Origin of the sequence: Pseudomonas sp. NPDC087615, assembly GCF_044743445.1 — a bacterium.
Lineage (GTDB): Bacteria > Pseudomonadota > Gammaproteobacteria > Pseudomonadales > Pseudomonadaceae > Aquipseudomonas > Aquipseudomonas baetica_A.
On the sequence record NZ_JBIUWM010000068.1, the window covers coordinates 1 to 26,835 of the forward strand.

At 58.3% G+C, this 26,835-nt stretch carries 20 protein-coding genes; 8 read left to right on the forward strand and 12 right to left on the reverse strand.

The window, feature by feature from the left end:
• The first annotated feature begins 96 nt into the window (after positions 1–96).
• Entirely contained in the window at positions 97–678 is a 582-nt protein-coding gene (locus ACIOU6_RS24550; protein WP_401139134.1) for a PilZ domain-containing protein, read from the forward strand.
• 14 nt (positions 679–692) lie between these two features.
• Positions 693–1,415, forward strand: a complete 723-nt coding sequence (locus ACIOU6_RS24555) for a glycerophosphodiester phosphodiesterase (RefSeq protein ID WP_401139136.1) — start codon at positions 693–695, stop codon at positions 1,413–1,415.
• A 42-nt stretch (positions 1,416–1,457) separates the two neighbouring features.
• Here the strand turns inward: ACIOU6_RS24555 and sthA are convergent, their stop codons facing one another.
• Positions 1,458–2,852, reverse strand: coding sequence for a Si-specific NAD(P)(+) transhydrogenase (gene sthA / locus ACIOU6_RS24560; RefSeq protein WP_401139137.1), 1,395 nt, complete (start codon positions 2,850–2,852; stop codon positions 1,458–1,460).
• A gap of 197 nt (positions 2,853–3,049) precedes the next feature.
• A complete protein-coding gene (locus ACIOU6_RS24565) occupies positions 3,050–4,099 on the reverse strand; it encodes an FAD:protein FMN transferase (RefSeq protein ID WP_401139139.1) in 1,050 nt (349 codons plus the stop codon).
• A gap of 74 nt (positions 4,100–4,173) precedes the next feature.
• Between ACIOU6_RS24565 and ACIOU6_RS24570 the strand changes: the two genes are divergently transcribed.
• On the forward strand, positions 4,174–5,472 hold the full coding sequence (locus tag ACIOU6_RS24570; RefSeq protein WP_221733219.1) for an MFS transporter: 1,299 nt from the start codon (positions 4,174–4,176) through the stop codon (positions 5,470–5,472).
• Positions 5,473–5,546: 74 nt separating this feature from the next.
• Here ACIOU6_RS24570 and ACIOU6_RS24575 read toward each other — a convergent pair whose 3' ends face one another.
• Positions 5,547–7,010, reverse strand: a complete 1,464-nt coding sequence (locus ACIOU6_RS24575; protein ID WP_401139140.1) for a glyceraldehyde-3-phosphate dehydrogenase — start codon at positions 7,008–7,010, stop codon at positions 5,547–5,549.
• 354 nt (positions 7,011–7,364) lie between these two features.
• Here ACIOU6_RS24575 and mfd point away from each other — a divergent pair, with 354 nt between their 5' ends.
• The 3 genes from mfd to ACIOU6_RS24590 are packed head-to-tail and all read left to right on the forward strand — an operon-like array spanning position 7,365 to position 14,093.
• Positions 7,365–10,814: a transcription-repair coupling factor gene (gene mfd, locus ACIOU6_RS24580; RefSeq protein WP_401139142.1), complete on the forward strand. Its 3,450-nt coding sequence runs from the start codon at positions 7,365–7,367 to the stop codon at positions 10,812–10,814.
• A gap of 10 nt (positions 10,815–10,824) precedes the next feature.
• The gene (locus tag ACIOU6_RS24585) at positions 10,825–11,391 is read left to right on the forward strand and encodes a CsiV family protein (protein ID WP_401139143.1); all 567 of its coding nucleotides are present in this window, start codon (positions 10,825–10,827) and stop codon (positions 11,389–11,391) included.
• An 11-nt stretch (positions 11,392–11,402) separates the two neighbouring features.
• Positions 11,403–14,093: a DEAD/DEAH box helicase gene (locus ACIOU6_RS24590; protein WP_401139145.1), complete on the forward strand. Its 2,691-nt coding sequence runs from the start codon at positions 11,403–11,405 to the stop codon at positions 14,091–14,093.
• A 101-nt stretch (positions 14,094–14,194) separates the two neighbouring features.
• On the opposite strand, the gene ACIOU6_RS24595 is transcribed toward ACIOU6_RS24590, so the two are convergent.
• The 4 genes from ACIOU6_RS24595 to ACIOU6_RS24610 all read right to left on the reverse strand — a co-directional run bounded on the left by ACIOU6_RS24595 (position 14,195) and on the right by ACIOU6_RS24610 (position 20,120).
• On the reverse strand, positions 14,195–16,537 hold the full coding sequence (locus tag ACIOU6_RS24595) for a DEAD/DEAH box helicase (protein WP_401139155.1): 2,343 nt from the start codon (positions 16,535–16,537) through the stop codon (positions 14,195–14,197).
• A gap of 955 nt (positions 16,538–17,492) precedes the next feature.
• Positions 17,493–18,230, reverse strand: a complete 738-nt coding sequence (locus ACIOU6_RS24600; RefSeq protein WP_401139147.1) for an S-methyl-5'-thioinosine phosphorylase — start codon at positions 18,228–18,230, stop codon at positions 17,493–17,495.
• A 13-nt stretch (positions 18,231–18,243) separates the two neighbouring features.
• The gene (gene nagZ / locus ACIOU6_RS24605; RefSeq protein WP_221733250.1) at positions 18,244–19,242 is read right to left on the reverse strand and encodes a beta-N-acetylhexosaminidase; all 999 of its coding nucleotides are present in this window, start codon (positions 19,240–19,242) and stop codon (positions 18,244–18,246) included.
• Between the two features lie 170 nt (positions 19,243–19,412).
• Positions 19,413–20,120 (reverse strand): TetR/AcrR family transcriptional regulator, encoded by a 708-nt coding sequence (locus ACIOU6_RS24610; protein WP_100847815.1) that lies wholly within the window; start codon positions 20,118–20,120, stop codon positions 19,413–19,415.
• A gap of 229 nt (positions 20,121–20,349) precedes the next feature.
• On the opposite strand from ACIOU6_RS24610, the gene lexA reads away from it, so the two are divergent.
• Complete coding sequence (gene lexA, locus ACIOU6_RS24615) at positions 20,350–20,958, forward strand: transcriptional repressor LexA (protein WP_003226590.1); 609 nt, start codon at positions 20,350–20,352, stop codon at positions 20,956–20,958.
• Positions 20,959–20,968: 10 nt separating this feature from the next.
• A complete protein-coding gene (gene sulA / locus ACIOU6_RS24620; RefSeq protein ID WP_401139149.1) occupies positions 20,969–21,442 on the forward strand; it encodes an SOS-induced cell division inhibitor SulA in 474 nt (157 codons plus the stop codon).
• 95 nt (positions 21,443–21,537) lie between these two features.
• On the opposite strand, the gene ACIOU6_RS24625 is transcribed toward sulA, so the two are convergent.
• The 5 genes from ACIOU6_RS24625 to fadA form a co-directional block, all read right to left on the reverse strand.
• The gene (locus tag ACIOU6_RS24625; RefSeq protein ID WP_221733227.1) at positions 21,538–21,771 is read right to left on the reverse strand and encodes a hypothetical protein; all 234 of its coding nucleotides are present in this window, start codon (positions 21,769–21,771) and stop codon (positions 21,538–21,540) included.
• Between the two features lie 106 nt (positions 21,772–21,877).
• On the reverse strand, positions 21,878–22,402 hold the full coding sequence (locus ACIOU6_RS24630; protein ID WP_401139151.1) for a DUF6586 family protein: 525 nt from the start codon (positions 22,400–22,402) through the stop codon (positions 21,878–21,880).
• Between the two features lie 144 nt (positions 22,403–22,546).
• Positions 22,547–25,180, reverse strand: a complete 2,634-nt coding sequence (gene topA, locus ACIOU6_RS24635) for a type I DNA topoisomerase (RefSeq protein ID WP_401139153.1) — start codon at positions 25,178–25,180, stop codon at positions 22,547–22,549.
• A gap of 114 nt (positions 25,181–25,294) precedes the next feature.
• A complete protein-coding gene (locus tag ACIOU6_RS24640) occupies positions 25,295–25,531 on the reverse strand; it encodes a DUF1653 domain-containing protein (protein ID WP_042560169.1) in 237 nt (78 codons plus the stop codon).
• A gap of 97 nt (positions 25,532–25,628) precedes the next feature.
• The gene (gene fadA / locus ACIOU6_RS24645) at positions 25,629–26,804 is read right to left on the reverse strand and encodes an acetyl-CoA C-acyltransferase FadA (protein ID WP_401139157.1); all 1,176 of its coding nucleotides are present in this window, start codon (positions 26,802–26,804) and stop codon (positions 25,629–25,631) included.
• Between the last annotated feature and the right edge of the window lie 31 nt (positions 26,805–26,835).

Here is a 26,835-nt window from a genome sequence, read left to right on the forward strand (position 1 = left end):
ATGTCGGGGCTTGTTCGGAGGGAAAAGGAACGTCCTTGTGGCGGGGGTCGATAACCAGCTTTACACTCAGACCACCGCCGCGACCATGGGTTCGCCATGTCGACATTAGATGAAGAAGATCGCCGCGAATACTACCGTCTCGAGGACACGATCGCACTGGAAATTAGGCCCCTGTCTGCTCCCGAAGCCGCAGGCCAGGAAGTGTTGCAGGATGCTTCCCCACTCTTCAACCTGCTCAGCGAACTGCACCTGAGTGAATTCGAGTCGCAACACCTGTTGCGCCAGATCAGCGAACGCGACCGGGCCATCGCCGCGTTCCTGAAATCGCAGAACAAGCGCATCGACCTGCTTAGCCAGGTGGTCGCCCTGACCGTGCTCGGCCACATCGGCGAGCCGCAACCGGTGATCATCTCCGAAGGCGGGATCGACTTTCAGTACCCGACGCCGATTGCGGTCGGTGCGCACCTGTCGGTGAAACTGGTGCTGATGCCTCAGGCGCTGGGCCTGCTGCTGCGCGCCCGCGTTACCCATTGCGACCGCAAGGGTGAAGGCCATGACGTCGGCACCGAGTTCGAGCACCTGACCGATGCCCAGCGGCAGTTGCTCGCCCGCTATATCTTGCAGAAGCAGGCTCAGGAACGACGTCTGGCCCGCGAACAGAACGAATCTGGCATTTAAATTAAGGAAGCACCGTGACCCTCATCTACGGCCACCGCGGCGCCAAGGGCGAAGCACCGGAAAACACCCTGACCAGCTTTCAGGAATGTCTCAAGCACGGCGTGCGCCGTTGCGAACTGGATCTGCATCTGTCCAAGGACGGCGAGTTGATGGTCATCCATGACCCGACGCTCAAGCGCACCACCGAGCGGCGCGGCAAAGTGGTCGAACACACTGCCGCCGAACTGGTGACCTACGACGCGCGCAAGGGCGGCCCGGACTGGATCAAGCCGTGCCCGATTCCGACGCTGGAAGAGTTGTTCGAGAAGTGCGATTTCGAGCACTGGCAGCTTGAAGTCAAAAGCGCTTCACGCACCCGAGCCGCGACCACGGTACTGGCGATTCGAGAAATGGCTCAGCGCCATGGCCTGCTGGACAAGGTAACGATCACGTCGAGTTCGCGGGAAGTATTGAAAGCGGCGCTGGATCTGGTGCCGGACGTGTCGCGCGGCCTAGTAGCCGAGTACGCCTGGCTCGATCCGTTGAAGGTCGCGGCAAGCTATGGTTGCGAGATTCTGGCGCTGAACTGGACACTGTGTACGCCAGAACGCCTGCAGAAGGCGCAGCGTCAGGGGCTGCATGTGTCGGTATGGACCGTCAACGAGCCTGCGCTGATGCGCAGACTCGCCGACTTCGGCGTTGACAGCCTGATTACAGACTTTCCCTGTTTGGCCACTGCCACCCTCTTGAATTGCTGAAATCGGTCTCCCCGGCCGGCTCAGGCCACCGGCCGGAGCCCGTCAAAAAAGCCGGTTGAGGCCGTCGTACGCCGCTACCCGATAGGCTTCGGCCATAGTCGGGTAGTTGAACGTGGTGTTGACGAAGTACTTCAATGTGTTCAGCTCGCCCGGCTGGCTCATGATCGCCTGACCGATGTGAACGATCTCCGACGCCTGATAACCGAAGCAGTGAACGCCCAGCACTTCCAGGGTTTCACGGTGGAACAGGATCTTCAGCATGCCTTGCGGCTCGCCGGCGATCTGCGCTCGCGCCATGCTCTTGAAGAACGCCTTGCCGACTTCGTACGGCACTTTGGCCTGGGTCAGCTCCTGCTCGTTCTTGCCGATCGAGCTGATCTCCGGAATGGTGTAGATGCCGGTCGGCACGTCATTCACGAAACGCCAGCTACCGTTGTCGACGATGCTGCCAGCGGCCGAACGACCCTGGTCGTGGGCAGCACTGGCCAGGCTCGGCCAGCCGATCACGTCACCGGCACCGTAAATGTTCGGTACGCAGGTGTGATATGCCTCGTCGACTTCGATCTGACCACGGCTATTGACCTTCACGCCGATGTTTTCCAGACCCAACTGATCGGTGTTGCCGGTACGACCATTGCACCAGAGCAAGGCGTCGGCCTTAATCTTCTTGCCGGACTTGAGGTGCAGGATCACGCCGTTATCGACGCCTTCAACACGCTCGTAGTCTTCATTGTGGCGCACGGTAATGTTGTTGTTGCTGAAGTGGTAGCTCAACGCCTGGGAGATTTCCGAGTCGAGGAAGCTCAGCAACTGACCGCGGTTATCCACCAATTCAACCAGTACCCCCAGACCACTGAAGATCGAAGCGTATTCGCAACCAATCACGCCAGCGCCGTAAACGATCAGTTTGCGCGGGGTGTGACCGAGGCTGAGGATGGTGTCGCTATCGTAGATACGCGGGTGGTGGAAATCGATGTCGGCCGGACGATAAGGACGCGAGCCGGTGGCGATGATGATGTGCTTGGCCACCAGTTTCTCGACCACACCGTTGGCGCAGACCACTTCGATGGTTTGCTCGTCGGCGAAGCTGCCAGTGCCGAAAAACACGTCGACGCGGTTACGGGCGTAGTAGCCGGTACGCGAGGCAACTTGTTTGGCAATGACTTTTTCGGCGCTTTTCAACACGTCCGGGAAGGAGAACCAGCGCGGCTCGCCAATCGCCCGAAACATAGGGTTGGTGTTGAACTGCATGATCTGCCGCACCGAGTGACGCAGTGCCTTGGACGGGATGGTGCCGAGGTGGGTGCAGTTGCCGCCGACCTGGCGACGGCTGTCGACCATCGCGACCTTGCGCCCTGCTTTGGCGGCGTTCATTGCCGCGCCTTCTCCCGCTGGGCCAGAACCCAGTACCACCACGTCGTAGTTGTAGACAGCCATGCGTACTCCTCAGAACAGGCCGAGGTGCCAGCAGCACCTGCGGCTAAATCACGCCGAATGGCGGCGCGAAGGAACAATTGGGGGCCAATAATGAACCCGGACACAGTCTATAGAAGCGTCAACGCCGCGCACATTAACCCTTGGTCGCGTCGTAGGCTACTTTTGCCTGCACTACAACGCCAGCTTTCGTACTGTCCTCAGTCAGTTTTTGTGCCACTGAGCCGCTCGAAAGCCTGAGTGGTGCGTATGACGAAACCTGTATCGGCACGAATCACAAAGAATGCACCAATGTCATGTTTTTCGGCATAGGCCCACGCCCTTTCAGGGCCGAGAATCAGCAACAGTGTCGATAGTCCATCGGCCATCAACGCTTGAGGATGAATCACCGTGACTGACGCGAGGTTGTGTAGGACCGGCGCACCGCTACGGGCATCGAAGGTGTGGGAATAGCGCCTGCCATTGTGCAGAAAATAGTTGCGGTAGTCGCCGGAGGTAGAAACGCCGTAGCCATTGACGTTGATGATGCGCTGGGCGACTTGTTGATCATCGCGAGGCTCTTCCAGTGCGATGCGCCATGGTGAGCCGTCGAGTTTTTTACCCTTTGCCTTCAGCTCGCCCGTGGCCTCGGCGAGGTAATCGTGGATGCCCATGGCATCCAGTCTGGCAGCGATTGTGTCGACGGCGTAACCGGCAGCGATGCTGTTGAAGTCGACTTCAACAGCGGCGTCCTTGCACAACTGACCGCCCTCAATGCGCAGATGCTGATAGCCGACACGCAGCATCACTTCAGCCAATGCCGCAGTGTCGGGGATTTTTTCTTCGCGACCTTGCGGGCCGAAACCCCAGAGATTCATCAGCGGTTCGACGGTGAGGTCGTAGGTGCCTTCACTTTGCTCTGCCAGTTGTTCGCCAACCCAGATCAATTCGAGCACCGACGCGGGCACGGCTTGGCAACTGTTAGCGGGCAACGCGTTGAAACGCTCGATGTCCGAGTCGCTACGGTAAGTGGACAGTTGCCGATCAACTTCGCCGAGGATGCCTTCCACTTCGCTGCGAACTTTCGCCGGATCGGCAAGACCGGCATGGCGCACATACTTGACCGACCACGTGCTACCCATGGCAGGGCCGCCGAAGCTTTCCATGGCGTCGCCGTTGCCGCAGCCGGACAAAATGCCAGCCAGCACCACGAGCCACCCCCAGCGTCCAATTAACAATTCTTCATCTCCCTGCAAAACCGCGCCAGCCATTATGGGCTACAGACCCCGCTAGCTCCCAAACGAACGCAACGACTTCATAAAAATTCAATAGTGAGTACCTGCACATGTCCTCTACAACGGGCAAAGGCAAAGCGATTTTTCGCGTTGTCAGTGGCAACTTCCTCGAAATGTTCGACTTTATGGTCTACGGCTTCTACGCCACGGCCATCGCCAAGACCTTCTTCCCGAACGATAGCGCCTTCGCCTCCCTGATGCTTTCGCTCGCCACCTTTGGCGCCGGCTTCCTGATGCGGCCACTGGGCGCGATCTTTCTGGGCGCTTACATCGACCGCCATGGTCGCCGCAAAGGCCTGATCATTACCCTGGCGATGATGGCCGCCGGCACCGTGCTGATTGCCTGCGTACCGGGATACGCAACGCTCGGCGTCGCCGCACCGTTACTGGTGTTGTTCGGACGCCTGCTGCAGGGCTTCTCGGCGGGTGTAGAACTGGGCGGTGTCTCGGTTTATCTGGCGGAAATTTCCACCCCGGGGCGCAAGGGCTTTTTCGTCAGTTGGCAATCCGCCAGCCAACAAGCGGCCGTGGTATTTGCCGGCCTGCTTGGCGTCGGCCTCAACCACTGGCTGAGTCCGGAGCAAATGGGCGAATGGGGCTGGCGCGTGCCGTTCCTGATCGGCTGCATGATCGTTCCGATAATCTTCGTCATTCGCCGCTCGCTGGAGGAGACCCCGGAATTCCAAGCGCGCAAACATCGCCCGACCTTGCGGGAAATCGTCCGCTCGATCGGTCAGAACTTTGGCATCGTCCTCGCCGGCATGGCGCTGGTGGTGATGACCACGGTTTCGTTCTACCTCATCACCGCCTACACCCCGACCTTCGGCAAGGCTGAACTGCATCTGTCGGATCTGGATGCGTTGCTGGTCACGGTGTGCATCGGCCTGTCGAACTTCTTCTGGCTGCCGGTGATGGGCTCTGTATCCGACAAGATCGGCCGCAAACCCCTATTGCTGGCGGCGACGACTCTGGCGATTCTGACGGCTTATCCGGCGCTGTCGTGGCTGGTGGCAAACCCAAGCTTCAGTCATTTGCTGATCGTCGAGTTGTGGCTGTCGTTCCTGTACGGCTCGTACAACGGCGCGATGGTGGTGGCACTGACCGAGATCATGCCGGTAGAGGTTCGTACGACCGGGTTCTCGTTGGCTTACAGCCTGGCGACGGCTACCTTCGGCGGCTTCACTCCAGCGGCGTGTACTTACCTGATCCATATATTGGGCAACAAGGCTGCGCCGGGGATCTGGCTCAGCGGTGCGGCGGTACTGGGGTTGATTGCGACGCTGGTGCTGTTTCGTGGCAATAAGCATGAACTGCGCACGGCGCAAGCCTCGGTAGTCGGCGGCGCCTGACAGGACGCCTTCAACAGCCGCACAAACAAAAACGCCCCGACCAAAGTCGGGGCGTTTTCATGTGCAGCTAAAGCTTAGCGCGGGAATGCTGGCGGGTTTACACCGGCCATGTCTTCCATCACGCGAACAACCTGGCAGCTGTAACCGAACTCGTTGTCGTACCAGACGTAAAGAACAACGCGGTTGTCCTGAACGATGGTTGCTTCAGCGTCGACAACACCGGCGTGGCGCGAGCCAACGAAGTCGGTGGATACCACTTCCTGCGAGTTGACGAAGTCGATTTGCTTGTGCAGATCGGAGTGCAGCGCCATGTAGCGCAGGTACTCGTTCATCTCTTCACGGGTGGCGGCTTTCTCAAGGTTCAGGTTGAGAATGGCCATCGACACGTTTGGCGTCGGAACACGGATCGCGTTACCGGTCAGCTTGCCGGCCAACTCAGGCAGGGCCTTGGCAGCAGCGGTAGCAGCACCGGTCTCGGTGATTACCATGTTCAGCGCAGCGGAACGACCACGGCGATCGCCTTTGTGGAAGTTGTCGATCAGGTTCTGGTCGTTGGTGTACGAGTGAACAGTTTCGACGTGACCGTTGATGATGCCGAACTTGTCATTCACAGCTTTGAGCACCGGCACGATGGCGTTGGTGGTGCAGGAAGCGGCAGACACGATCTTGTCGTCAGCGGTGATTTCACCGTGGTTGATGCCGTGAACGATGTTCTTCAGCTTGCCTTTGCCAGGCGCAGTCAGAACAACGCGATCGATACCCGGGCACGCCAAGTGCTGACCCAGGCCATCGGCGTCACGCCATACACCGGTGTTGTCCACCAGCAGCGCGTCTTTGATGCCGTACTGGGTGTAATCCACCTCGGTCGGGCTCTTCGCGTAGATCACCTGGATCAGGTTACCGTTGGCGGTGATGGTGCTGTTTTCTTCATCGATGGTGATGGTGCCGTTGAACGAACCATGGACCGAGTCGCGACGCAGCAGGCTGGCGCGCTTGGTCAGGTCGTTATCGGCGCCTTTGCGCACCACGATAGCGCGCAGTCGCAGACCGTCGCCACCACCGGTTTTCTCGATCAGGATGCGTGCCAGCAGACGACCGATACGACCGAAGCCGTACAGTACAACGTCGGTGCCTTTGCGGGCCGAAGCGTTTTGCTGGCCAACCACGTCAGCCATCTCTTCACGAACGAACTGCTCGGCGGTGCGGCCATTGCCTTCGTTACGGAATTTGAACGCCAACTTGCCCAGGTCTACCGAAGCCGCGCCGAGCTTGAGCTCGCTCATGGCTTTAAGCAGAGGGAATGTTTCGTGGACGGAGAGTTCGCTGTCGTCGGAGGAACGGTGGCGCGCAAAGCGGTGAGCTTTGAGAATCGCGATGACAGACTGGTTGATCAGGCTGCGGCCATAGATCGAGCTCTCCACGTTGTTATTGCGGTAGAGCTGACCGATAAGCGGAATCATCGCTTCTGCGAGCGCTTCACGGTCGATCCATTCACCAAGACACTGGTCGGGCTTCTGAGTCACGGTAACCTTCCACATGTAGGGGCAGAAAAAAGGGGCTACATTATGCCGCCGGGAGCCTCTTGTAGCAATGCGCGCTTGTCGCGCAATCGGTAACAAAATCCCGTTCAAAAAAATCACGCCCTTCTCGAGCCCAGTAAAACCGGGGCCTGCAGCGCAGTCAATTTTTCGACGACTGTTAGACGATGTCCGTAACCCTCCGTAACACCACCCACTTTCGGCACTACATAATCGCTAAAAAAGCGCTCGTTTTTATGGTTACCACTACATTTTGCGCAATCAGCGAAGATAGACACAGTCAGCAACTGACAGGCAGCACCTGACGCCGCTACAATTACCGACTTTGTCGCAACGCCTGGAGCTCAACCTTCCGTGCCTGTTCTGCGTCTACCGCTTCTCCCTGCCGAGGCAGGCAAACAGCATTGGGGCAACTTGCCCGGTGCCGCCCTGAGCTTGGCGATTGCCGAGGCTGCCAGCGCTGCCAAGCGCTTCACCCTGCTACTGACCGCCGACAGCCAGAGTGCTGAACGACTGGAACAGGAGCTGAGTTTCTTCGCCCCGGATTTGCCCGTTCTGCATTTCCCCGACTGGGAAACCCTGCCCTACGATCTGTTCTCGCCGCACCAGGACATCATTTCCCAGCGCATCGCCAGCCTATATAGGCTGCCGGAACTGGCGCACGGTGTGCTGGTGGTGCCGATCACCACAGCCCTGCATCGTCTGGCGCCGACCAAATTCCTGCTCGGCAGTAGCTTGGTACTGGACGTCGGCCAGAAACTTGATGTTGAACAGATGCGCTCGCGGCTCGAAGCCAGCGGCTATCGCTACGTCGACACGGTTTACGAACATGGCGAGTTCACCGTGCGCGGCGCGCTGATCGACCTGTTCCCGATGGGCAGCAAACTGCCGTATCGCATCGATCTGTTCGACGACGAAATCGAAACCCTGCGCACTTTCGACCCGGAAAACCAGCGCTCCATCGACAAGGTCGATTCGGTCAAGCTGCTGCCGGCCCGGGAATTCCCGCTGCAAAAAGATGCGGTGACCCGTTTCAAGGCGCGTTTCCGCGAGCGTTTCGATGTCGACTTCCGTCGCTGCCCGATCTTTCAGGACCTGAGCAGTGGCATCACACCGGCCGGTATCGAGTATTACCTGCCGCTGTTCTTTGATGAAACCTCGACCCTGTTCGATTACCTGCCACAGGACACGCAAGTGTTCTCGCTGCCGGGCATCGAGCAAGCGGCAGAGAACTTCTGGAACGACGTGCGCAACCGCTATGAAGAACGCCGCGTCGATCCATCGCGTCCTTTATTGCCACCAGCGGAATTGTTCCTGCCGGTGGAAGACTGCTTCGCCCGCCTCAAGAACTGGCCGCGGGTGGTTGCCAGTCAGCAGGACGTGGACACTGGCGCTGGTCGCGAACGCTTCCCCGCTCAAGCGCTGCCGAATCTGGCCATCGAAGCCAAAGCCACCCAACCGCTGGCGGCGCTTGCAGCGTTCCTCGATGAGTTCCCTGGCCGCGTGCTGTTCACCGCCGAATCGGCGGGCCGTCGCGAAGTGTTGCTGGAACTGCTGGAACGCTTGAAGGTGCGGCCGAAAACCGTCGACAGTTGGCCGGACTTTGTCGCGAGCAAGGATCGCCTGGCGATTACTATTGCCCCGCTCGACGAAGGCCTGATGCTCGACACGCCTTCGCTGGCACTGGTGGCGGAGAGCCCACTGTTCGGCCAGCGGGTGATGCAGCGTCGCCGTCGCGAAAAGCGTACCGACGCCAACAACGACGCGGTGATCAAAAACCTCACCGAACTGCGCGAAGGCGCACCGGTGGTGCATATCGACCATGGCGTCGGCCGTTACCTGGGCCTGACGATTCTGGAAATCGACAATCAGGCTGCCGAATTCCTAACCCTGGAATACGCCGAAAACGCCAAGCTTTACGTGCCCGTCGCCAACTTGCACCTGATCGCTCGCTACACCGGCAGCGACGATGCGCTGGCCCCACTGCACCGCCTCGGCTCCGAGACCTGGCAGAAAGCCAAACGCAAAGCCGCCGAACAGGTGCGTGATGTGGCTGCCGAACTGCTCGATATCTACGCCCGCCGTGCCGCTCGTGAAGGCTACGCATTTGCCGACCCGAAAGCCGACTACGCGACGTTCAGTGCCGGTTTCCCGTTCGAAGAAACGCCGGATCAGCAATCGACCATCGAAGCCGTGCGCGAAGACATGCTCGCGCCGAAACCGATGGATCGACTGGTCTGCGGCGACGTGGGTTTCGGCAAGACCGAAGTGGCCATGCGCGCGGCGTTCATTGCCGTGCACGGCGGCCGCCAGGTGGCGATTCTGGTGCCGACCACCCTGCTCGCCCAGCAACACTACAACAGTTTTCGCGATCGCTTCGCCGATTGGCCGGTGACCGTGGAAGTGATGAGCCGCTTCAAATCGGCCAAGGAAGTCAACGCTGCGATTGCCGATCTGGCCGAAGGCAAGATCGACATCGTCATCGGCACCCACAAGCTGCTTTCCGACGATGTGAAGATCAAAAACCTGGGGCTGGTGATCATCGACGAAGAACACCGCTTTGGTGTGCGTCAAAAAGAACAGCTCAAAGCCCTGCGCAGCGAAGTCGACATCCTGACGCTGACCGCGACGCCGATTCCGCGCACGCTGAACATGGCGGTGTCGGGCATGCGTGACCTGTCGATCATCGCCACGCCGCCGGCACGGCGCCTGTCGGTGCGCACCTTCGTCATGGAGCAGAACAAGAGCACGGTCAAAGAAGCCTTGCTGCGTGAACTGCTGCGCGGCGGCCAGGTTTATTACCTGCACAACGATGTGAAAACCATCGAGAAATGCGCCGCCGATCTGGCCGAACTGGTGCCGGAAGCGCGGATCGGCATCGGCCACGGGCAGATGCGCGAACGTGACCTCGAACAGGTGATGAGCGACTTCTACCACAAGCGTTTCAACGTGCTGATCGCCTCGACCATTATCGAGACCGGCATCGACGTACCAAGCGCCAACACCATCATCATCGAACGCGCCGACAAGTTCGGTCTGGCGCAGTTGCACCAGTTGCGCGGTCGCGTCGGTCGCAGTCACCACCAGGCTTACGCTTACCTGCTGACACCGCCACGCCAGCAAATCACTTCGGACGCAGAAAAGCGTCTGGAGGCGATCGCCAATACCCAGGACCTTGGCGCCGGTTTCGTCCTGGCGACCAACGACCTGGAAATCCGCGGCGCAGGCGAATTGCTCGGCGATGGCCAGAGCGGTCAGATTCAAGCCGTGGGCTTCACGCTGTACATGGAAATGCTTGAGCGCGCGGTGAAATCGATCCGCAAGGGCGAGCAACCGAACCTCGATCAACCGCTCGGCGGTGGCCCGGAGGTCAACCTGCGAGTGCCGGCGCTGATTCCGGAAGATTATCTACCGGATGTTCATGCCCGACTGATCCTGTACAAGCGCATTGCCTCGGCGACTGACGAGGAAGGCTTGAAGGACTTGCAAGTCGAGATGATCGACCGCTTCGGCCTGCTGCCGGAGCCGACCAAAAATCTGGTGCGCATCACTGCGCTGAAATTGCAGGCCGAACAACTGGGCATCAAGAAGGTCGATGGCGGGCCGCAAGGTGGCCGTATCGAATTCGCCGCGCAGACGCCGGTTGACCCGATGACGTTGATCAAACTGATCCAGAGCCAGCCCAAACGCTACAAATTCGAAGGCGCCACAATGTTCAAGTTCCAGGTGCCGATGGAGCGCCCGGAAGAGCGCTTTAATACTGTAGAGGCGCTGTTCGAGCGCCTCATTCCGAAAACTGCTTGAAGGACGCCGCATGCGCCTGTTTCGCTCACTGACCTTGCTACTGACTTTGGTAGCGCCCGCGGCATTTGCCGATGACACCTATCAAGTTGAAATGATTCTGGTACGTCAGAATGCCGTACCCGCCATCGTCAGCCGCGCAGCGCCGGAAGACTGGGCCGCCGGCGCCCAGCGCCTGGGCGATGACAGCAACCGCACTCCCGCGCTCGGCGACGTTGCCAGCAAACTCACCGCCAGCCGCGATTACAGTGTGTTGATGCACAAAGCCTGGCAGCAGACCCTCGGCGAGGCACCGACCAAAGTCGCTGTCAGCGACGGCAAAGAACAGTTCGGCCAGTTCCCGATCGAAGGCACGCTTGAGATGAAACTCGGGCGCTTCACCGACGTGACGGCCGACTTCTGGGTCAATCAGATTGATGCCAATGGCCTGGTCACCTCAAGCGAACGCCTGCGACAGGACAGTCACACCAAAAACGGTCAACTCAACTTTCTCGACAACGGCCACCTGGCCCTGCTGATCAAGATCACTTCCCTGACGGCTCCAGCCCCACGGCAAGCGCCTGAAGCCATTGCGGACTGACCGAAGTCCTTATGTCCGCCCCCTTAAGCAAACCGTTGGCACCCTCTTGGGTCAGCCGATTCAAGGAACAGAGCCTGGAGCGTGGCCGCCGCTACGCCCTGGAAAACCGGGTACGCATCGCCCAGGTCGGCGATGCGACCATCACCGCCAGTTGCGAAGGCTCTGGCGGTAACGTCTACCGTCAGACCATTCACCTGCGCGAGTCAGCCAAAGGTACCTTGCTGTTGGTGGACGCCGGGTGTACCTGCCCGGTTCGCATCAACTGCAAACACTGCGCAGCGGTGCTGCTGCACATCCAGGAAACCCTCGACTTCCCCGCCGCCGCCAAAGACGCCGAACTGCTGGAAAAACTTCAAGCCGTACTGGAGAACCGCAGCCCCAAAGCCCCGCCGCAAGTGCTGATCGACAACGTGCAACCGCTGCCACGCCTGTGGCTTGCCAGTGTCGAGTTCAGCGCTTTCGAACCGCGTAACGGCAAGATGCAGCGCTATATTCAGCATCGTGCGGCACTGTCTTTCAGTTATTTGGACGAATACGTCAGCGGGCAGAAAAACAGCGACATCCTGATTCGCCAGGAAGCCCAAACGCTGCGGATAAAACGCCACCCAGAAGTCGAACAGTCCTACCGCGAACAGTTACGAATCCTCGGCTTCCGTATCGCCACGCGACAAAGCAAAGCCTTGCCGGAAAGTGCTGGCGAACTCTATGAGATGGTCAACGACAGCGCCTGGCTGACCTTCACCCTCAATGATTTGCCGAAGCTGCGCACACACGGCTGGGAATTACAGATCGACGAAGAGTTCGGCTTCGACCTGACCGCCGTGGACGACTGGTACGCCACCGTAGAGCAGGCGCCAGAGCGCGACTGGTTTGATCTGGAACTGGGGATCATCGTCAACGGCGAACGCCTGAGCCTGTTGCCGATCCTGCTCAATCTGATGCGTTCCCATGCTGAAATCCTCAATCCGGAGCGCCTTGCACGCCGCCGCGATGACGAGCTGATTCTGGTCAATGTCCCGCAACGCAACAGCGAACACGGGCCGCTGCAAGTAGCGCTGCCACTGGGTCGATTGAAACCGGTACTCGCGACACTGGGCGAGTTCTATTTGCAGGAACCAGGGGAAACCACCCTGCGCCTGAGCAAGGCCGACGCCACACGCTTGAATTCGCTGGAAGGCATTCCGCTGCTTTGGGAAGGCGCAGAACAGATCCGCACCTTTGCCCAACGCCTACGTGACATCCGCGATTTCAGTGCACAAGCACCAGAGGGATTGAACGCGACGTTGCGCCCCTACCAGCTCGAAGGCTTGAGCTGGATGCAATCGCTGCGGCAACTGGAGGTCGGCGGGATTCTTGCGGACGACATGGGATTGGGTAAAACCCTGCAGACACTGGCGCATATTCTCAGCGAGAAAAATGCCGGACGCCTGAACCGCCCGTGCATGGTGGTGATGCCCACCAGCCTGATCCCGAACTGGCTCGATGAGGCAGCACACTTCACACCGCAACTGAAAGTGGTGGCCCTTTACGGAGCCAGCCGCAAAAAGCATTTCGATCATTTGGCCGACTATGACCTGATCCTCACCACCTACGCGCTGCTGCCCAAGGACATCGAGCGTCTGGCGCAACAGCCTTTGCACGTATTGGTGCTGGACGAAGCGCAGTACATCAAGAACCCAAACAGCAAAGCGGCTCAAGCAGCGCGCGAACTGAACGCTCGCCAGCGCCTGTGCTTGAGCGGTACGCCGCTGGAAAACCACCTCGGCGAGCTGTGGTCGCTGTTCCATTTCCTGCTGCCCGGCTGGCTCGGCGACGTCAAAAGCTTCAACGCCGATTACCGTGTACCGATCGAAAAGCGCGGGAGTGAAGTCAGACTTCAGCACCTCAACGGTCGGATAAAACCGTTTTTGCTGCGCCGCACCAAGGAGCAGGTTGCAACTGAACTGCCACCCAAGACTGAAATCATCCACTGGGTCGATCTCAACGAAGCCCAGCGCGATGTGTACGAAACCATGCGCTTGGCCATGGATAAGAAAGTCCGCGACGAAATCACCCGCAAAGGCGTGGCACGCAGCCAGATCATCATTCTTGAAGCATTACTCAAGCTGCGTCAGGTCTGCTGCGATTTGCGCCTGGTCAACGATGCCACCCTACCCGCCCGCGGCAGTACCTCAGGTAAGCTCGACAGCTTGATGGAGATGCTGGAAGAGCTGTTCGAGGAAGGTCGACGGATACTGCTGTTTTCGCAGTTCACTTCGATGTTGTCATTGATTGAAGACGAGCTGAAAAAACGCAATATCTCTTACGCTTTGCTGACCGGGCAGACCCGGGATCGACGTACGCCGGTGAAGGAATTTCAGAGCGGCAAGCGTCAGATTTTTCTGATAAGCCTGAAGGCCGGTGGTGTTGGTTTGAACCTGACGGAAGCGGACACAGTGATTCACTACGATCCATGGTGGAACCCGGCGACTGAGAATCAGGCGACTGACCGTGCGTACCGGATCGGCCAGGAGAAGCCGGTATTCGTCTACAAGATGATCGCCCGAGGCACGGTGGAAGAGAAGATTCAGCACCTGCAGAAAGAAAAATCTGACCTGGCGGCGGGCGTGCTGGATGGGCGCAAGGCGGGGGACTGGAAATTGCAGAGCGATGATATTGAAGCGCTGTTTGCGCCGTTGCCGGATAAGCTCGAGAAACGCTAAGACTGTCGGCGTCAGTCGGGCAGTTTATGCTCCCACACGGGATCTGTAGTGCTCACAAATCCAGGTTGGGAACAGCGGGGCAATACTGCAAGGTTCAGCTATCAACTCCTGGGGGCAGGCAGCGGCGCAAAAAGTGCCTCAATATCGCTTTGCTCCAGCTTCCAGCCGCCAGTGGTACCGCCTTCAAGCACCGCACCGGCCAACGCCGCTTTCTCCTGCTGCATCGCCTGTATTTTTTCTTCCACCGTGCCTCGGGCAATCATCTTGTAGACGAACACCGGGTTGTTTTGCCCAATCCGGTAGGCACGGTCTGTCGCCTGATTTTCTACCGCAGGGTTCCACCACGGGTCGAAATGGATGACTGTGTCCGCCGCTGTCAGGTTCAAACCTGTGCCGCCGGCTTTCAAACTGATCAGAAACAGCGGCACTTTACCGCCCTGAAAGTCTTTCACCGGTGTACGCCGATCCGTCGTTTCGCCGGTCAGCAGCGAATAGCCAAGACTACGCTGCTGCAACTCCTGCTCGATCAGGGCGAGCATCGAAGTGAATTGTGAAAAGAGCAGAATTCTGCGGCCTTCACCGAGCAGCTCTTCGAGCATCTCCATCAGACTGGACAGTTTTCCACTGCCGGAGCGAAGGGTCTTCGGCGTCAGCGGCATTTTGATCAACCGCAGATCGCAACAGACCTGGCGCAGCTTGAGCAAAGCGTCAAGGATAATGATTTGACTGCCGCCTACTCCGCTGCGGGCAATTTCCTCACGCACCTTCTTGTCCATAGCCACGCGAACCGTTTCATAAACGTCTCGTTGACCATCGCTCAGATCAACCCAATGCACAATTTCTGTTTTTGGCGGCAACTCGGTCGCCACCTGGTCTTTCTTTCGACGCAACAGAAACGGCTTTATCCTGGCCGTCAAATGTTGCATACGCTGGGCATTGCCGTGTTTTTCGATGGGCGTACGGTAGTCGCGATTGAACGATTTGCTATCACCAAGCCAGCCGGGCAATAGAAAGTGAAACTGAGACCACAGCTCGCCCAGGTGGTTTTCCAGTGGGGTACCACTCAGGCACAACCGCTGGCGAGCCTGCAGATCACGGGCCGCCTGAGCAGCCTTGCTGACTGGATTCTTGATGTTCTGCGCCTCATCGAGAATCAGCACACTCCACATCTGCGGTTGCAGAACGTCAAGGTCTCGCGACAGCAGCGCGTAGGTCGTCAGTACCAAATCGTAATCGGCAAGGCAGGCAAAATCCTTTTGACGCGTCGCGCCATGCAGCACCAACACCTTCAATTGCGGAGTAAAACGCTGTGACTCATCCAGCCAGTTGGGTATCAGGCTTGTGGGCATCACGACGAGCGCCGGATGATCGAGCCGTCCCGCCTGCTTTTCCGTGAGTAGATGCGCCAGGGTTTGCAGGGTTTTCCCCAATCCCATGTCATCGCCAAGAATACCGCCAACCTCCAGCTCGCGCAGGGTTTGCATCCAGTTCAGACCTTCGAGCTGGTAGGGACGCAACTGCGCCTTGAGACCGGCGGGTGCAGCGACGTGCGCATGCGTCGACTCACGCAATCGCTTTGCAAAAGCGCGCAATCGATCACCCCCTTGCCAGTCGAGCGACACGCCCTCCAGCAAACTCAGACGCGCAGCATCGGGAGCACTCAAGCGCAACGCATCGCCCTGATGATTGCCCAGATACAACTCAGCAAGCGTGGCCATCAGCGGCTTGACCCTGCCATAGGGTAGCGCGACTTTTGTAGTTGCACGGGAAGCGAGGCGACCACCTCCCAGCTCGATCAAGAGTTGCTCATCATCGCTGCGCTGACCCAGGCTGGAGGGCTCGAGCAACTGTGGCTGGCTGCGTAACAAATGCAACAGGATCGGCAACAGGCTGTACCGCTCGCCGTTGACGACAATACCTAGCTGCAGATCAAACCACTGATGCCCGGACTCCTCCTCGACTTCTGCATACCACTGCTCCACAGGCTGCAAATTGAAATGAAAGCCAGGGCTGATATCGATTTGCCAGTTAGCCTCGCGCAACACCGCGAGTCCATCCTGCATAAATAATAGCCAGGCCGAATCATCGGGCAGGGCGAACATCTCGCCCGGACGGTCAATACTGCTTTTACGCGTGGCCTTTTTAAAACCTTGCTTCGTCAAGAGCTGGCGCAAGGCTTTCTCGGCGGCGGGTTGGCGTTGAATACGCTGAGTTTCAGTACCACTGAGGACCAACACTTCCGGATTTCTGTCCGTTGCTGGATGTCCGTTGTAGGTAAACGCCAATGCCGCCCGATGCTCCAGCTCATATTGCCAGCGCGCATAACGCTTGCCACTGGCGAGAGTGAGGTGAGCCCTGGGCAGAACGTTGTCGATAACACGATCAGTGAGGGCGTGCGGCGGAGCAACCTGGGTCACAGCGCCCATGCGATGGCTAAACTGCATCGACTGACGAGCCGGAATTTCCGGAGCCAGCGTCAAATGACAAGCCAGTTTCTCATCCAGGTCGCTAAACAGAGGGCCGATCTGATGCCGCTCGCGGTCAAGATAGTAAAGAGGCTCCACAGCCAGTGGCGACTCCACCGCGGCTTCGTCACTGCTCCACTGAGAACGGAAACTGCCGTTTGGCTGCTCGGCCCAAGCAAAACGCCCCACTCTCCTCACGCCTTTGGTTAGAGGATGCAACACTTCAAAATCCAGAAAGAGTCGTGAGGTATTCAACAACATCTCAAGCAATTCAGCGCCACTGCTACCCTCCAGAGGATAGCCGCTGTAATACGCATGATGGGAGTGCATGGCAACCAACAGCCTGGCAATGCGCAAGTCCAGTTCGGATAAGTAACCAGGTTGGCGGATCAGCAAGTCCGACAGCGAATACAGCGACTTGATATCGCGCAACTCGCCACTCTTTAGCTGATAACCCTTGAAAATCTGTACCAGCCACTTCCCTGTAGCTGGGGTTGCCTTGAGTTTGTAAAACAGCCGCGTACTCGCCGCTTGCGCCAGTTCCCCGCCAGGCTTTGTCACCGCGGGTATATCGGCGAGCCAACGCTCCAACTCACGATTGAGTTGAACCGGAGCGCGACTGTCGGATGGATTAACGGGCACTTCCTCCTTCAGGTGGTAAATAGCCGCAGCGCAGTGCTTGCAATAAAGCATGACGGGGCAAGAGCAAGAGCATTCGAGCCGCCAATGCCCCCCCGCTTTGACAAGCTCAATGACTTGCTCATACACCTCAATCCCAGAGCCGACACACGAAGCGACGACCCTTGAGTCGTCGATCTGAAGGATCGTTAGCCGATCCTCGTCCGCATACTTCAGAGCCCTGTCCAAAGTGCGCTGGCTGAACACATCTTCCCAAGGCAGAGCATCCAGTCGCTCAACTATAGTAGCCACGCCGTCAACCCGCCAAAACGCGTGACAGGATCGACTTCACCGCCCCCATCCCGTCCTGTAACGCCTGCTCGATCTGGGCCATGGTGATGACTTCAGTGGTCTTGCCCGCCGCCGGGTTCACCACCAGTGCCAGACAGGCGTAGTCCAGATCCAGCTCACGAGCCAGCGCCGCTTCCGGCATACCGGTCATGCCGACGATGTCGCAGCCATCACGCTCCAGACGGACGATTTCTGCGGCAGTCTCCAGGCGTGGGCCTTGCGTGCAGGCGTAAACGCCCTGATCGCTGTATCCGCAGCCTTCGGCGGTTAACGCAGCAGTCAATTGCCGACGCAGAGGCTCGCTGTAAGGAACGCTGAAGTCGATGTGGGTAACCTGCTCCAGATTATCAGCGAAAAAGGTGTGCTCGCGGCCGCTGGTGTAGTCGACGATCTGATGCGGCACGCAGAAATACCCGGTGCCCATCGCAGGATGAATCCCGCCCACCGCATTAACCGCGATGATCGCCTCAGCACCTGCCTGATTCAGCGCCCAGAGGTTCGCGCGGTAGTTGACCTTGTGCGGCGGGAGGCGGTGCGGATGGCCGTGACGGGCGAGAAACAATACTTCCTTGCCAGCGTATTCGCCAACCTGCACGTCCGCCGATGGCGCGCCGTAAGGCGTGTCCACCGCCAGCGACTGACGAATGCTCAAGCCTTCTAGCTGGGTCAGGCCGGTGCCACCGATGATTGCGTAAACCGTCATAACGGAAAAACCCTTAATCAATCAGTTGAGCATCTTTCAGCGCGCCGATAGCCGTGAGCCAGCGCGGATCCTGACGATAATCGGTGCTGGCGAACGCCTTGCCGCGCATCCGCGCAATACGGGCGGACGGCTTGACCTTCATGCGTTGTGCAGCGCTCAGCGCCAACTCGGCCGCAGCGCGGTCGTTGCAGACCAGGCCCATGTCGCAACCGGCACTGAGTGCGGCCTCAATACGGCTGGCGGCATCGCCGACCACATGGGCGCCGGCCATCGACAGGTCGTCGCTGAAGATCACACCGTCGAACTGCAACTCGCCGCGCAGAATTTCCTGCAACCAGCGTCGGGAGAAGCCAGCAGGCTGTGAGTCGACTTGCGGGTAGATAACGTGGGCGGGCATGACCGCGGCCAATTGTTTGCTGAGTCTTGCAAATGGCACAAGGTCGTTGGCGCGGATCTCGTCGAGGCTACGCTCGTCGTTCGGGATCGCCACATGCGAATCGGCTTCCGCCCAGCCATGACCGGGAAAGTGTTTACCGGTGGCCGCCATACCGGCGCTGTTCATGCCGCGAATGAAGGCACCGGCCAGTAATGCGGCACGCTCGGGATCGCCTTCGAACGAGCGCGTGCCGACAACGGCACTGCGCTGATAATCCAGATCAAGTACCGGGGCAAAGCTCAAATCGAGTCCGACCGCCAGCACTTCCGTGGCCATGATCCAGCCACACTGCTCGGCCAGATATTCGGCATTCGGGTTGTCAGCAATGGCGCGCATGGCCGGTAGACGGACAAAGCCCTGACGCAGACGCTGGACGCGACCGCCCTCCTGATCCACGGCCAGCAGCAGGTCGGGACGTATGGCGCGAATCGACGCGCTCAGCTCGCGCACTTGACGTGGATGCTCGATGTTGCGGGCAAAAATGATAAGGCCACCTACTTCAGGCTGACGCAACAATTGGCGATCTTCAGGCGTCAGCCAGGTACCGGCGACATCCACCATCAACGAGCCTTGCAGGCCAGCAGTCATAGAGATTCCTTGAAAACAAAAAAACCGATCCACATGAAATCGCCACCGAGGGCGGTGCCCGGCAGGTCGGCGATATCTTTGGAGAACGGGTTCAGAACGAGAGTTGGCATGGGCGGCTAGCTTAGCGGATACAAGCTGCCGCGCCCACCCGTGCGCGGTTAAACCTTGGCGGCTACCGGCGTTGATTTACTGCGCGGACGCAGTTGCGCGGTGGCCATGGCCGCGTCCGTGACGCCGGTTTCGGCGCGCATGCCCGCTGCGAGGAACGGCACCATCAGGCGCATGACCTGCTCAATTGAAGTGTTGACGCCGAAATCGGTTTCGGCAATCGCACGCAAGGCCTTGATGCCGGACATACTGAACGCGGCAGCACCAAGCATGAAGTGCACGCGCCAGAACAGCTCAATCGGAGGAATGCGCGGCGCTGCCTCGTTGACCAGCAGCATATAGCGGCGGAATACCTTGCCGTACATGTCTTCAAGATAACGACGCAGGTGACCCTGGCTCTGGCTGAACGCGAGGCCGAGCAGACGCATGAAGATCGACAGGTCGTTGCCGCTGCGTGGCTGAACCACCAGCGCCTGCTCGACGAGGATTTCCAGCAACTCTTCAAGGGTTGGTTTGTTTTCAGGCTTGGCCTGACGCCGCTCCAGCTCTTTATCAAGGCTCGTGCAAAACGGTCCGAGGAAGCGCGAGAAGACCGCTTGAATCAGCGCTTTCTTCGAGCCGAAATGGTAATTCACCGCTGCCAGATTGACGCCGGCCTTGCTGGTGATCAAACGCAATGAGGTTTCAGCGAAACCTTTCTCCGCGAACAACTGCTCGGCAGCATCAAGAATGCGTTCAACGGTTTCCGACTGGGCCATGGCTACTCCGCCTGACAAACACTTGTTTGAAACATACGTTTCAGCCTGTGCCTTGTCAAGCCTGCCAGTTCGTTTTGGGAATGGTCGGTCAGCTATTTAACCACACAAGACCGATGCATTAATAAGCAGGCCTGCCGACCGTCCGGCGCCCTGCAAAAAAACGAGCATTGCCAAGACCGCTTCACTGTATATAATCCCAGTCACTGTATAAAAAGACAGAGCGATCAATATGCTAAAGCTGACGCCACGCCAAGCCGAGATTCTGGCCTTTATCAAACGCTGCCTTGAAGACAACGGCTACCCGCCGACCCGCGCGGAAATCGCTCAGGAACTGGGTTTCAAGTCGCCCAACGCAGCGGAAGAACATCTCAAAGCGCTGGCTCGCAAGGGTGCCATCGAGATGACCCCTGGTGCATCCCGTGGCATTCGCATCCCCGGTTTCGAAGCCAAAGCCGACGACTCGACCCTGCCAATCATTGGCCGAGTCGCTGCCGGCGCACCGATCCTCGCCCAGCAGCACATCGAAGAATCCTGCAACATCAATCCTGCATTCTTCCACCCTCGCGCCGACTATCTTCTGCGCGTGCACGGCATGAGCATGAAGGACATCGGAATTTTCGATGGCGACCTTCTGGCCGTTCACACCACCCGTGAAGCGCGTAATGGCCAGGTTGTCGTCGCCCGCATTGGTGATGAAGTAACCGTCAAACGCTTCAAGCGGGAAGGCAGCAAAGTCTGGCTGATTGCAGAAAACCCTGAGTTCGCCCCCATCGAAGTCGACCTGAAAGATCAGGAACTGGTTATCGAAGGCTTGAGTGTCGGCGTAATCCGCCGTTAAAGGAGGCTTTATGCAGTTCCCACATACCCCTCAACAGACTCAACTGCCGTTATTCGAAGCGTTTCTGACGCAACCGATGGCGCCGATCCTAAACGAAGTGGTCGAGCGCCCATGGAATGCCGAACCGGAAGTATTCAGTGAGCTGTCACTGCGCGGTGCCACCGGGAACTGCCTGAACCTGCTGGCTCCGATCCTTCGCGAACTGAGCGATGATCAAGACGCACGCTGGCTAACGTTGATTGCACCACCTGCCAGCCTGACCCAATCTTGGTTGCGAGATGCAGGACTGAACCGCGAGCGCATTCTATTGCTGCAACCGAGGGGCACTCAAAGTGCTCAGCAACTGGCGTGCGAAGCCTTGCGCCTAGGGCGAAGCCACACCGTCGTCACCTGGCTCAATCCACTGAACACGGGCTCACGACAACAACTGATCAGTGCTGCACGCAAGGGCGACGCCCAGAGCCTGAATATTCGATTGGGTTAACTGGCTGGTTGCGCGCGCTGTTTGAAGCGCCGGGCTTCTCCAAGGATAGAGAAGCCGATCTGAAGCGGTAGGATAAACAGGAAAGCAGACGGGGATCAATGAAGAACCCGCGGCCCCTCTTCCTTGTCAAAATCACCCTCAATCATCCGACCCGCCATCTGCACGCCGACGCTCAGCATCGCCTTGGCGATTTCTACATGCTGGCCCTGCAGGAATGTCTTGGCATCCTCGGAGAAATCCAGAGTCACCAGAGAACCCTCGTCCTCAGCCCTGCGCAGTTCGATTCGGCCGTCGGGTAACTCGACAATTTCTAGAAAGGACGTTGGCATATAGGTCTGTTCTCCACGAAAGGCAGGGATTATATAGACATCATTCAGGCTTCGCTCGGGATCTTGACCAGCAGCATGTTTCAGATTGCCACCGCATCAATCTCCCTCAGCACTCATTCAAGCCTTCGCGAAAACGAATCGCCAGACCTTTCAGGTTCTGCCGCCAGCCCTCCAACTCATCTCGACTCAACTCATCTGGTGCCTCTTCTTCATCCAGATTAACCGCCTGGATCAGCGGCCGTGTCACATCTCCCTTGGGTTTGTGCGGTACCCTCGGCGGCTGGAACAACGCCGAATGCGCTGCTAGCAGTTTGGCCAGCCAGGTTTGCGAATTGCCCGCCAACTCAACCATTTCAGCCAGTTCGGGGATAGCAATCGACTCTAGCACTTCGCGCGTCAGCAGCATCTCCGCCCGCGGCGCATTAGCCTGCGGCAGACGGTAGAAACCGGCGATTTCATGGCAAAGCCCCAACAAGGCACCGTAGAGGTGAAACAACGCCGATTCACGTCCGGCCTGAATCAGCGCCAGAGAATTCATCGCCCGCCCCTCTTCAGCTCGAGCCAGAGTTTCCAGCGACAGGCCGGCAAAATAGATCTTCTGATTGGTACGGGTATAGAGTTCGTGGGCCATGACGGCAGCCTCCACAGCGAAATAATTGCTTCACAAAGGCCGAACAGTGTCGTGGATCAGCCGATCCCACCGCAAGCACAAAACAAAAAGGCCGCATGAAAACCCGTGGGTTCTCATGCGGCCTTTTCAGTGTGTGGCTAACGCCTACTCAGCCTTGGCTTTTGCGCTGCGCTTGTCTTCAACCGCCCACTTGCCACCGTCGTAGTAAGCCTTCCAACCGGTAGGTTTGCCGTCGACCTCGGTCTGCACGTATTGCTCCTTGGTCTTGCGGCTGTAGCGGATCACCGCTGGCAGACCATCAGGATCCTTCTGCGGCGCTTCACACAGGAAGTGATACTTCGGATCAATCTCGCTCTTGTGCGGCAGAATCTCGATCACCAATGGAGCACGAGTCTCACGGTTTTTCGGGAACTGACTGGCCGCCAGGAACAGACCGGACGCACCGTCGCGCAGGATGTAGGTGTCGTTGACCTTTTCGCACTTCAGCTCAGGCATCTTCACCGGATCCATCTTCGGCGGCGCCGCGTCACCGCTTTTGAGCAGTTTGCGCGTGTTTTTACAGGTCGGGTTGGTGCAGCCGAAGAACTTGCCGAAACGGCCGGTCTTGAGTTGCATCTCGCTGCCGCACTTGTCGCACTCAAGGCTTGGACCTTCATAGCCCTTGATGCGATAGCTGCCTTCTTCGATTTCGTATCCGGCGCAATCCGGATTGTTACCGCAGATGTGCAGCTTGCGTTTCTCATCGAGCAGATAAGCGTCCATCGCTGTGCTGCAAATCGGGCAGCGATGCTTGCCACGCAGTACCAGCGACTCCGACTCACCCTCGTCGTCCGCAGCGATTTCATCGCCCGGCACCAGGTTGACGGTAGCCTTGCAGCGTTCTTTTGGCGGCAGGCTGTAACCCGAGCAACCAAGGAACACACCGGTCGAAGCCGTACGAATTTGCATCGGACGACCGCAAGTCGTGCACGGGATGTCGGTCATGACCGGCTGATTGGCACGCATGCCGCTTTCAGGATTCTCAGCTACTTCGAGTTTCTTCTTGAAGTCGCCGTAGAACTCGTCCAGCACGCTCTTCCAGTCACGCTCGCCCTGAGCCACGTCATCAAGGTTCTCTTCCATGCCGGCGGTAAAGCCGTAGTCCATGAGATTGGAGAAGCTCTCCGACAGTCGCTCGGTAACGATGTCGCCCATTTTTTCCGAATAGAAACGACGGTTGTGCAGCGTCACATAACCGCGATCCTGAATAGTCGAAATAATCGCCGCATAAGTTGAAGGACGACCGATGCCGCGCTTTTCCATTTCCTTCACAAGGCTGGCCTCCGAGTAACGGGCCGGCGGCTTGGTGAAGTGCTGGGAAGGATCGAGCTTGATGAGCTTCATCACATCGCCCTGCGCCATGTCAGGCAGAACGTCGTCATCGCCAGGCTTGGCAATTTGCGGCATAACGCGGGTGTAACCGTCGAACTTGAGGATGCGGCCCTTGGCACGCAACTCGAAATCACCCGCCCCAACGCTGACGGTAGTCGACAGGTATTGCGCCGGCAGCATCTGGCAGGCCAGAAACTGGCGCCAGATGAGCTCGTAGAGGCGCTCCGCGTCACGCTCCATGCCTGCAAGCTTGCTCGGCGTGGTGTTGGCGTCGGACGGACGAATGGCTTCGTGAGCCTCTTGTGCGCCTTCCTTGCTGCTGTAGACGTTTGGCGCTTCCGGCAGGTACTTCTTGCCGAACTCGTCTTCGATGTAAGTACGCGCCATCGTCACGGCATCAACCGAGAGGTTGGTCGAGTCAGTACGCATATAAGTGATGTAGCCCGCTTCATACAGACGCTGAGCCATCATCATGGTCTTCTTCACACCGAAGCCCAGACGATTACTCGCAGCCTGCTGCAGGGTGGATGTGATGAATGGAGCAGAAGGCTTGCTGCTGGTCGGCTTGTCCTCGCGCTTGACGATGCTGTAGCTGGAAGACTTGAGCTTCTCCAGCGCCGCCATGGCCTGGGCTTCGTTCAGCGGCTTGAAGGCCTCGCCCTTCTCACGCGCAACGTCAAAACGCACGGTCGAACCTTTGGTAGTGCCTAAATCGGCGTGCACTTCCCAGTATTCCTCAGGGTTGAAGGCACGGATTTCGCGCTCGCGCTCGACCACCAGCTTCACCGCAACCGATTGCACACGACCGGCAGACAGGCCACGGGCGATCTTGGCCCACAGCAGCGGCGAAACCATGTAACCAACCACGCGATCGAGAAAACGACGCGCCTGCTGGGCATTTACACGATCAATATCCAGTTCGCCGGGCGCCGAGAAAGCTTCCTGAATCGCTTTCTTGGTGATTTCGTTGAACACCACTCGCTTGTAGCGGCTGTCGTCACCACCGATGGCTTCGCGCAGGTGCCATGCAATGGCTTCCCCCTCGCGATCCAAGTCGGTTGCGAGATAGATGGTGTCAGCATCTTTGGCAAGCCGGCGCAGCTCTTCGATCACCTTCTCTTTACCTGGGAGGATCTCGTACTTGGCTTTCCAGCCATGATCGGGATCGACACCCATACGCGAGACGAGCTGCTTGCGCGCTTTCTCTTTCGGTGTGAGCACCGGACCTTCGCCTGCGGCAGCCTTGCCGCGCTTGGCGGCTGGCTCTTTGCTGGCGCTAGCCGAACCGCTGGTGGGCAGGTCTCGGATATGGCCGATACTCGACTTCACCACGTATTGGTTACCCAGATACTTGTTGATGGTCTTGGCCTTAGCCGGGGATTCCACAATGACCAGCGATTTGCCCATGGATCAGAAAATTCCTGAATTCTAGAAGTGAAAGGCGGTTGGCGCCTGACGCGGCACCGCTATATATAGTTGATACAAGGTGAGGTCAAGCACAGGGTGCTGCGCGCACTCGCCTCATGCCTTGGAAAAAAGGCTCGGTTCGGCTTGCACCAAAGCAAAGCGTGGCACCTGCTCGCCGTCAACCTCGACTGACTCGAGAAACATACTCAAAGGGCGCACCCAAAAGCCGTAATCGCCATACAGGGCTTGGTAAAAGACCACTTCTTCTTCGGTCTCGGAATGCCGTGCAACATTGAACACACGGTACTGCGGACCTTTGTAATGTTGGTAGAGCCCAGGTTGTATCGGCATGCTTCGGCCCTCACTCAAATTTTTTCAAAAAAAAACAAAATAAATCCACAAAAACAAAAACCGGGGCACTTGGCCCCGGCTTCCATCAACGAGACGCTTATACGCGTTCGAAGACGGTGGAGATGCCTTGGCCGAGACCAATGCACATAGTGGCCACCCCGAAGGTGCCGCTATTCTGCTTCATCACGTTCAGCAGGGTGCCGGAAATACGCGCACCGGAGCAACCGAACGGGTGACCCAGGGCAATCGCGCCGCCGTGCAGGTTAACCTTCTCATTCATCTTGTCGAGTACTTTCAGGTCTTTCAGCACTGGCAGCGCCTGTGCGGCGAAAGCTTCATTGAGCTCGAAGAAGTCGATATCGTTGATGACAAGACCTGCACGCTTCAGGGCTTTCTGTGTAGCCGGAACTGGACCATAGCCCATGATTGCCGGATCCACACCCGCCACTGCCATCGAACGGATCACCGCCATCGGCTGAATACCCAGGTCCTGCGCACGCTGCGCCGACATCACGATCATGCACGAAGCACCATCAGTGATCTGCGACGAAGTACCGGCAGTCACGGTGCCGCCCTTTGGATTGAAAGCAGGCTTGAGGGCCGCCAGGCTTTCCAGGGTAGTTTCCGGACGAATGGTTTCGTCGTAGTCGAACAGTTTCAGGAAACCGTTCTCGTCATAGCCCTGCATCGGGATGATTTCGTCTTTGAACTTGCCTTCCAGAGTTGCCTTGTGGGCGAGCTGGTGGGAACGCACGCCAAAGGCGTCTTGCTGCTCACGCGTGATGCCGTGCATCTTGCCCAGCATTTCAGCGGTCAGGCCCATCATGCCCGAGGCTTTCGCCGCGTACAGGGACATGTGCGGGTTCGGATCGACACCGTGCATCATGCTCACATGGCCCATATGCTCGACGCCGCCAACCACGAACACGTCACCGTTACCGGTCATGATCGCTTGCGCTGCAGTGTGCAGAGCGCTCATCGACGAGCCGCACAGACGGCTGACGGTCTGGCCGGCCGAGGTATGCGGGATCTGGGTCATCAGCGACGCCATGCGCGCAATGTTCCAGCCCTGCTCCAGGGTCTGGTTTACACAGCCCCAGATCACGTCCTCGACTTCAGCAGGATCGACCTTGACGTTGCGCTCCAGCAATTTGCTGATCAGGTGCGCCGACATGTCTTCAGCGCGGGTGTTGCGGTGCATGCCGCCCTTGGAGCGGCCCATCGGTGTACGACCGAAGTCGACAATCACGACGTCTCTATGATTCAAGCACATAAGATCACTCTCACTCAAGTTGGGGGCGCTA

Excerpts from the sequence above, each read along its gene's own strand:
- ACIOU6_RS24550 (WP_401139134.1), top strand. The coding sequence starts at position 97 with ATGTCGACATTAGATGAAGAAGATCGCCGCGAATACTACCGTCTCGAG.
- sthA (WP_401139137.1), bottom strand. The coding sequence starts at position 2,852 with ATGGCTGTCTACAACTACGACGTGGTGGTACTGGGTTCTGGCCCAGCG.
- ACIOU6_RS24565 (WP_401139139.1), bottom strand. The coding sequence starts at position 4,099 with ATGGCTGGCGCGGTTTTGCAGGGAGATGAAGAATTGTTAATTGGACGC.
- ACIOU6_RS24570 (WP_221733219.1), top strand. The coding sequence starts at position 4,174 with ATGTCCTCTACAACGGGCAAAGGCAAAGCGATTTTTCGCGTTGTCAGT.
- ACIOU6_RS24575 (WP_401139140.1), bottom strand. The coding sequence starts at position 7,010 with ATGTGGAAGGTTACCGTGACTCAGAAGCCCGACCAGTGTCTTGGTGAA.
- ACIOU6_RS24585 (WP_401139143.1), top strand. The coding sequence starts at position 10,825 with ATGCGCCTGTTTCGCTCACTGACCTTGCTACTGACTTTGGTAGCGCCC.
- ACIOU6_RS24590 (WP_401139145.1), top strand. The coding sequence starts at position 11,403 with ATGTCCGCCCCCTTAAGCAAACCGTTGGCACCCTCTTGGGTCAGCCGA.
- ACIOU6_RS24595 (WP_401139155.1), bottom strand. The coding sequence starts at position 16,537 with ATGCAGTTTAGCCATCGCATGGGCGCTGTGACCCAGGTTGCTCCGCCG.
- ACIOU6_RS24600 (WP_401139147.1), bottom strand. The coding sequence starts at position 18,230 with ATGACGGTTTACGCAATCATCGGTGGCACCGGCCTGACCCAGCTAGAA.
- ACIOU6_RS24610 (WP_100847815.1), bottom strand. The coding sequence starts at position 20,120 with ATGGCCCAGTCGGAAACCGTTGAACGCATTCTTGATGCTGCCGAGCAG.
- lexA (WP_003226590.1), top strand. The coding sequence starts at position 20,350 with ATGCTAAAGCTGACGCCACGCCAAGCCGAGATTCTGGCCTTTATCAAA.
- sulA (WP_401139149.1), top strand. The coding sequence starts at position 20,969 with ATGCAGTTCCCACATACCCCTCAACAGACTCAACTGCCGTTATTCGAA.
- ACIOU6_RS24625 (WP_221733227.1), bottom strand. The coding sequence starts at position 21,771 with ATGCCAACGTCCTTTCTAGAAATTGTCGAGTTACCCGACGGCCGAATC.
- ACIOU6_RS24630 (WP_401139151.1), bottom strand. The coding sequence starts at position 22,402 with ATGGCCCACGAACTCTATACCCGTACCAATCAGAAGATCTATTTTGCC.
- topA (WP_401139153.1), bottom strand. The coding sequence starts at position 25,180 with ATGGGCAAATCGCTGGTCATTGTGGAATCCCCGGCTAAGGCCAAGACC.
- ACIOU6_RS24640 (WP_042560169.1), bottom strand. The coding sequence starts at position 25,531 with ATGCCGATACAACCTGGGCTCTACCAACATTACAAAGGTCCGCAGTAC.
- fadA (WP_401139157.1), bottom strand. The coding sequence starts at position 26,804 with ATGTGCTTGAATCATAGAGACGTCGTGATTGTCGACTTCGGTCGTACA.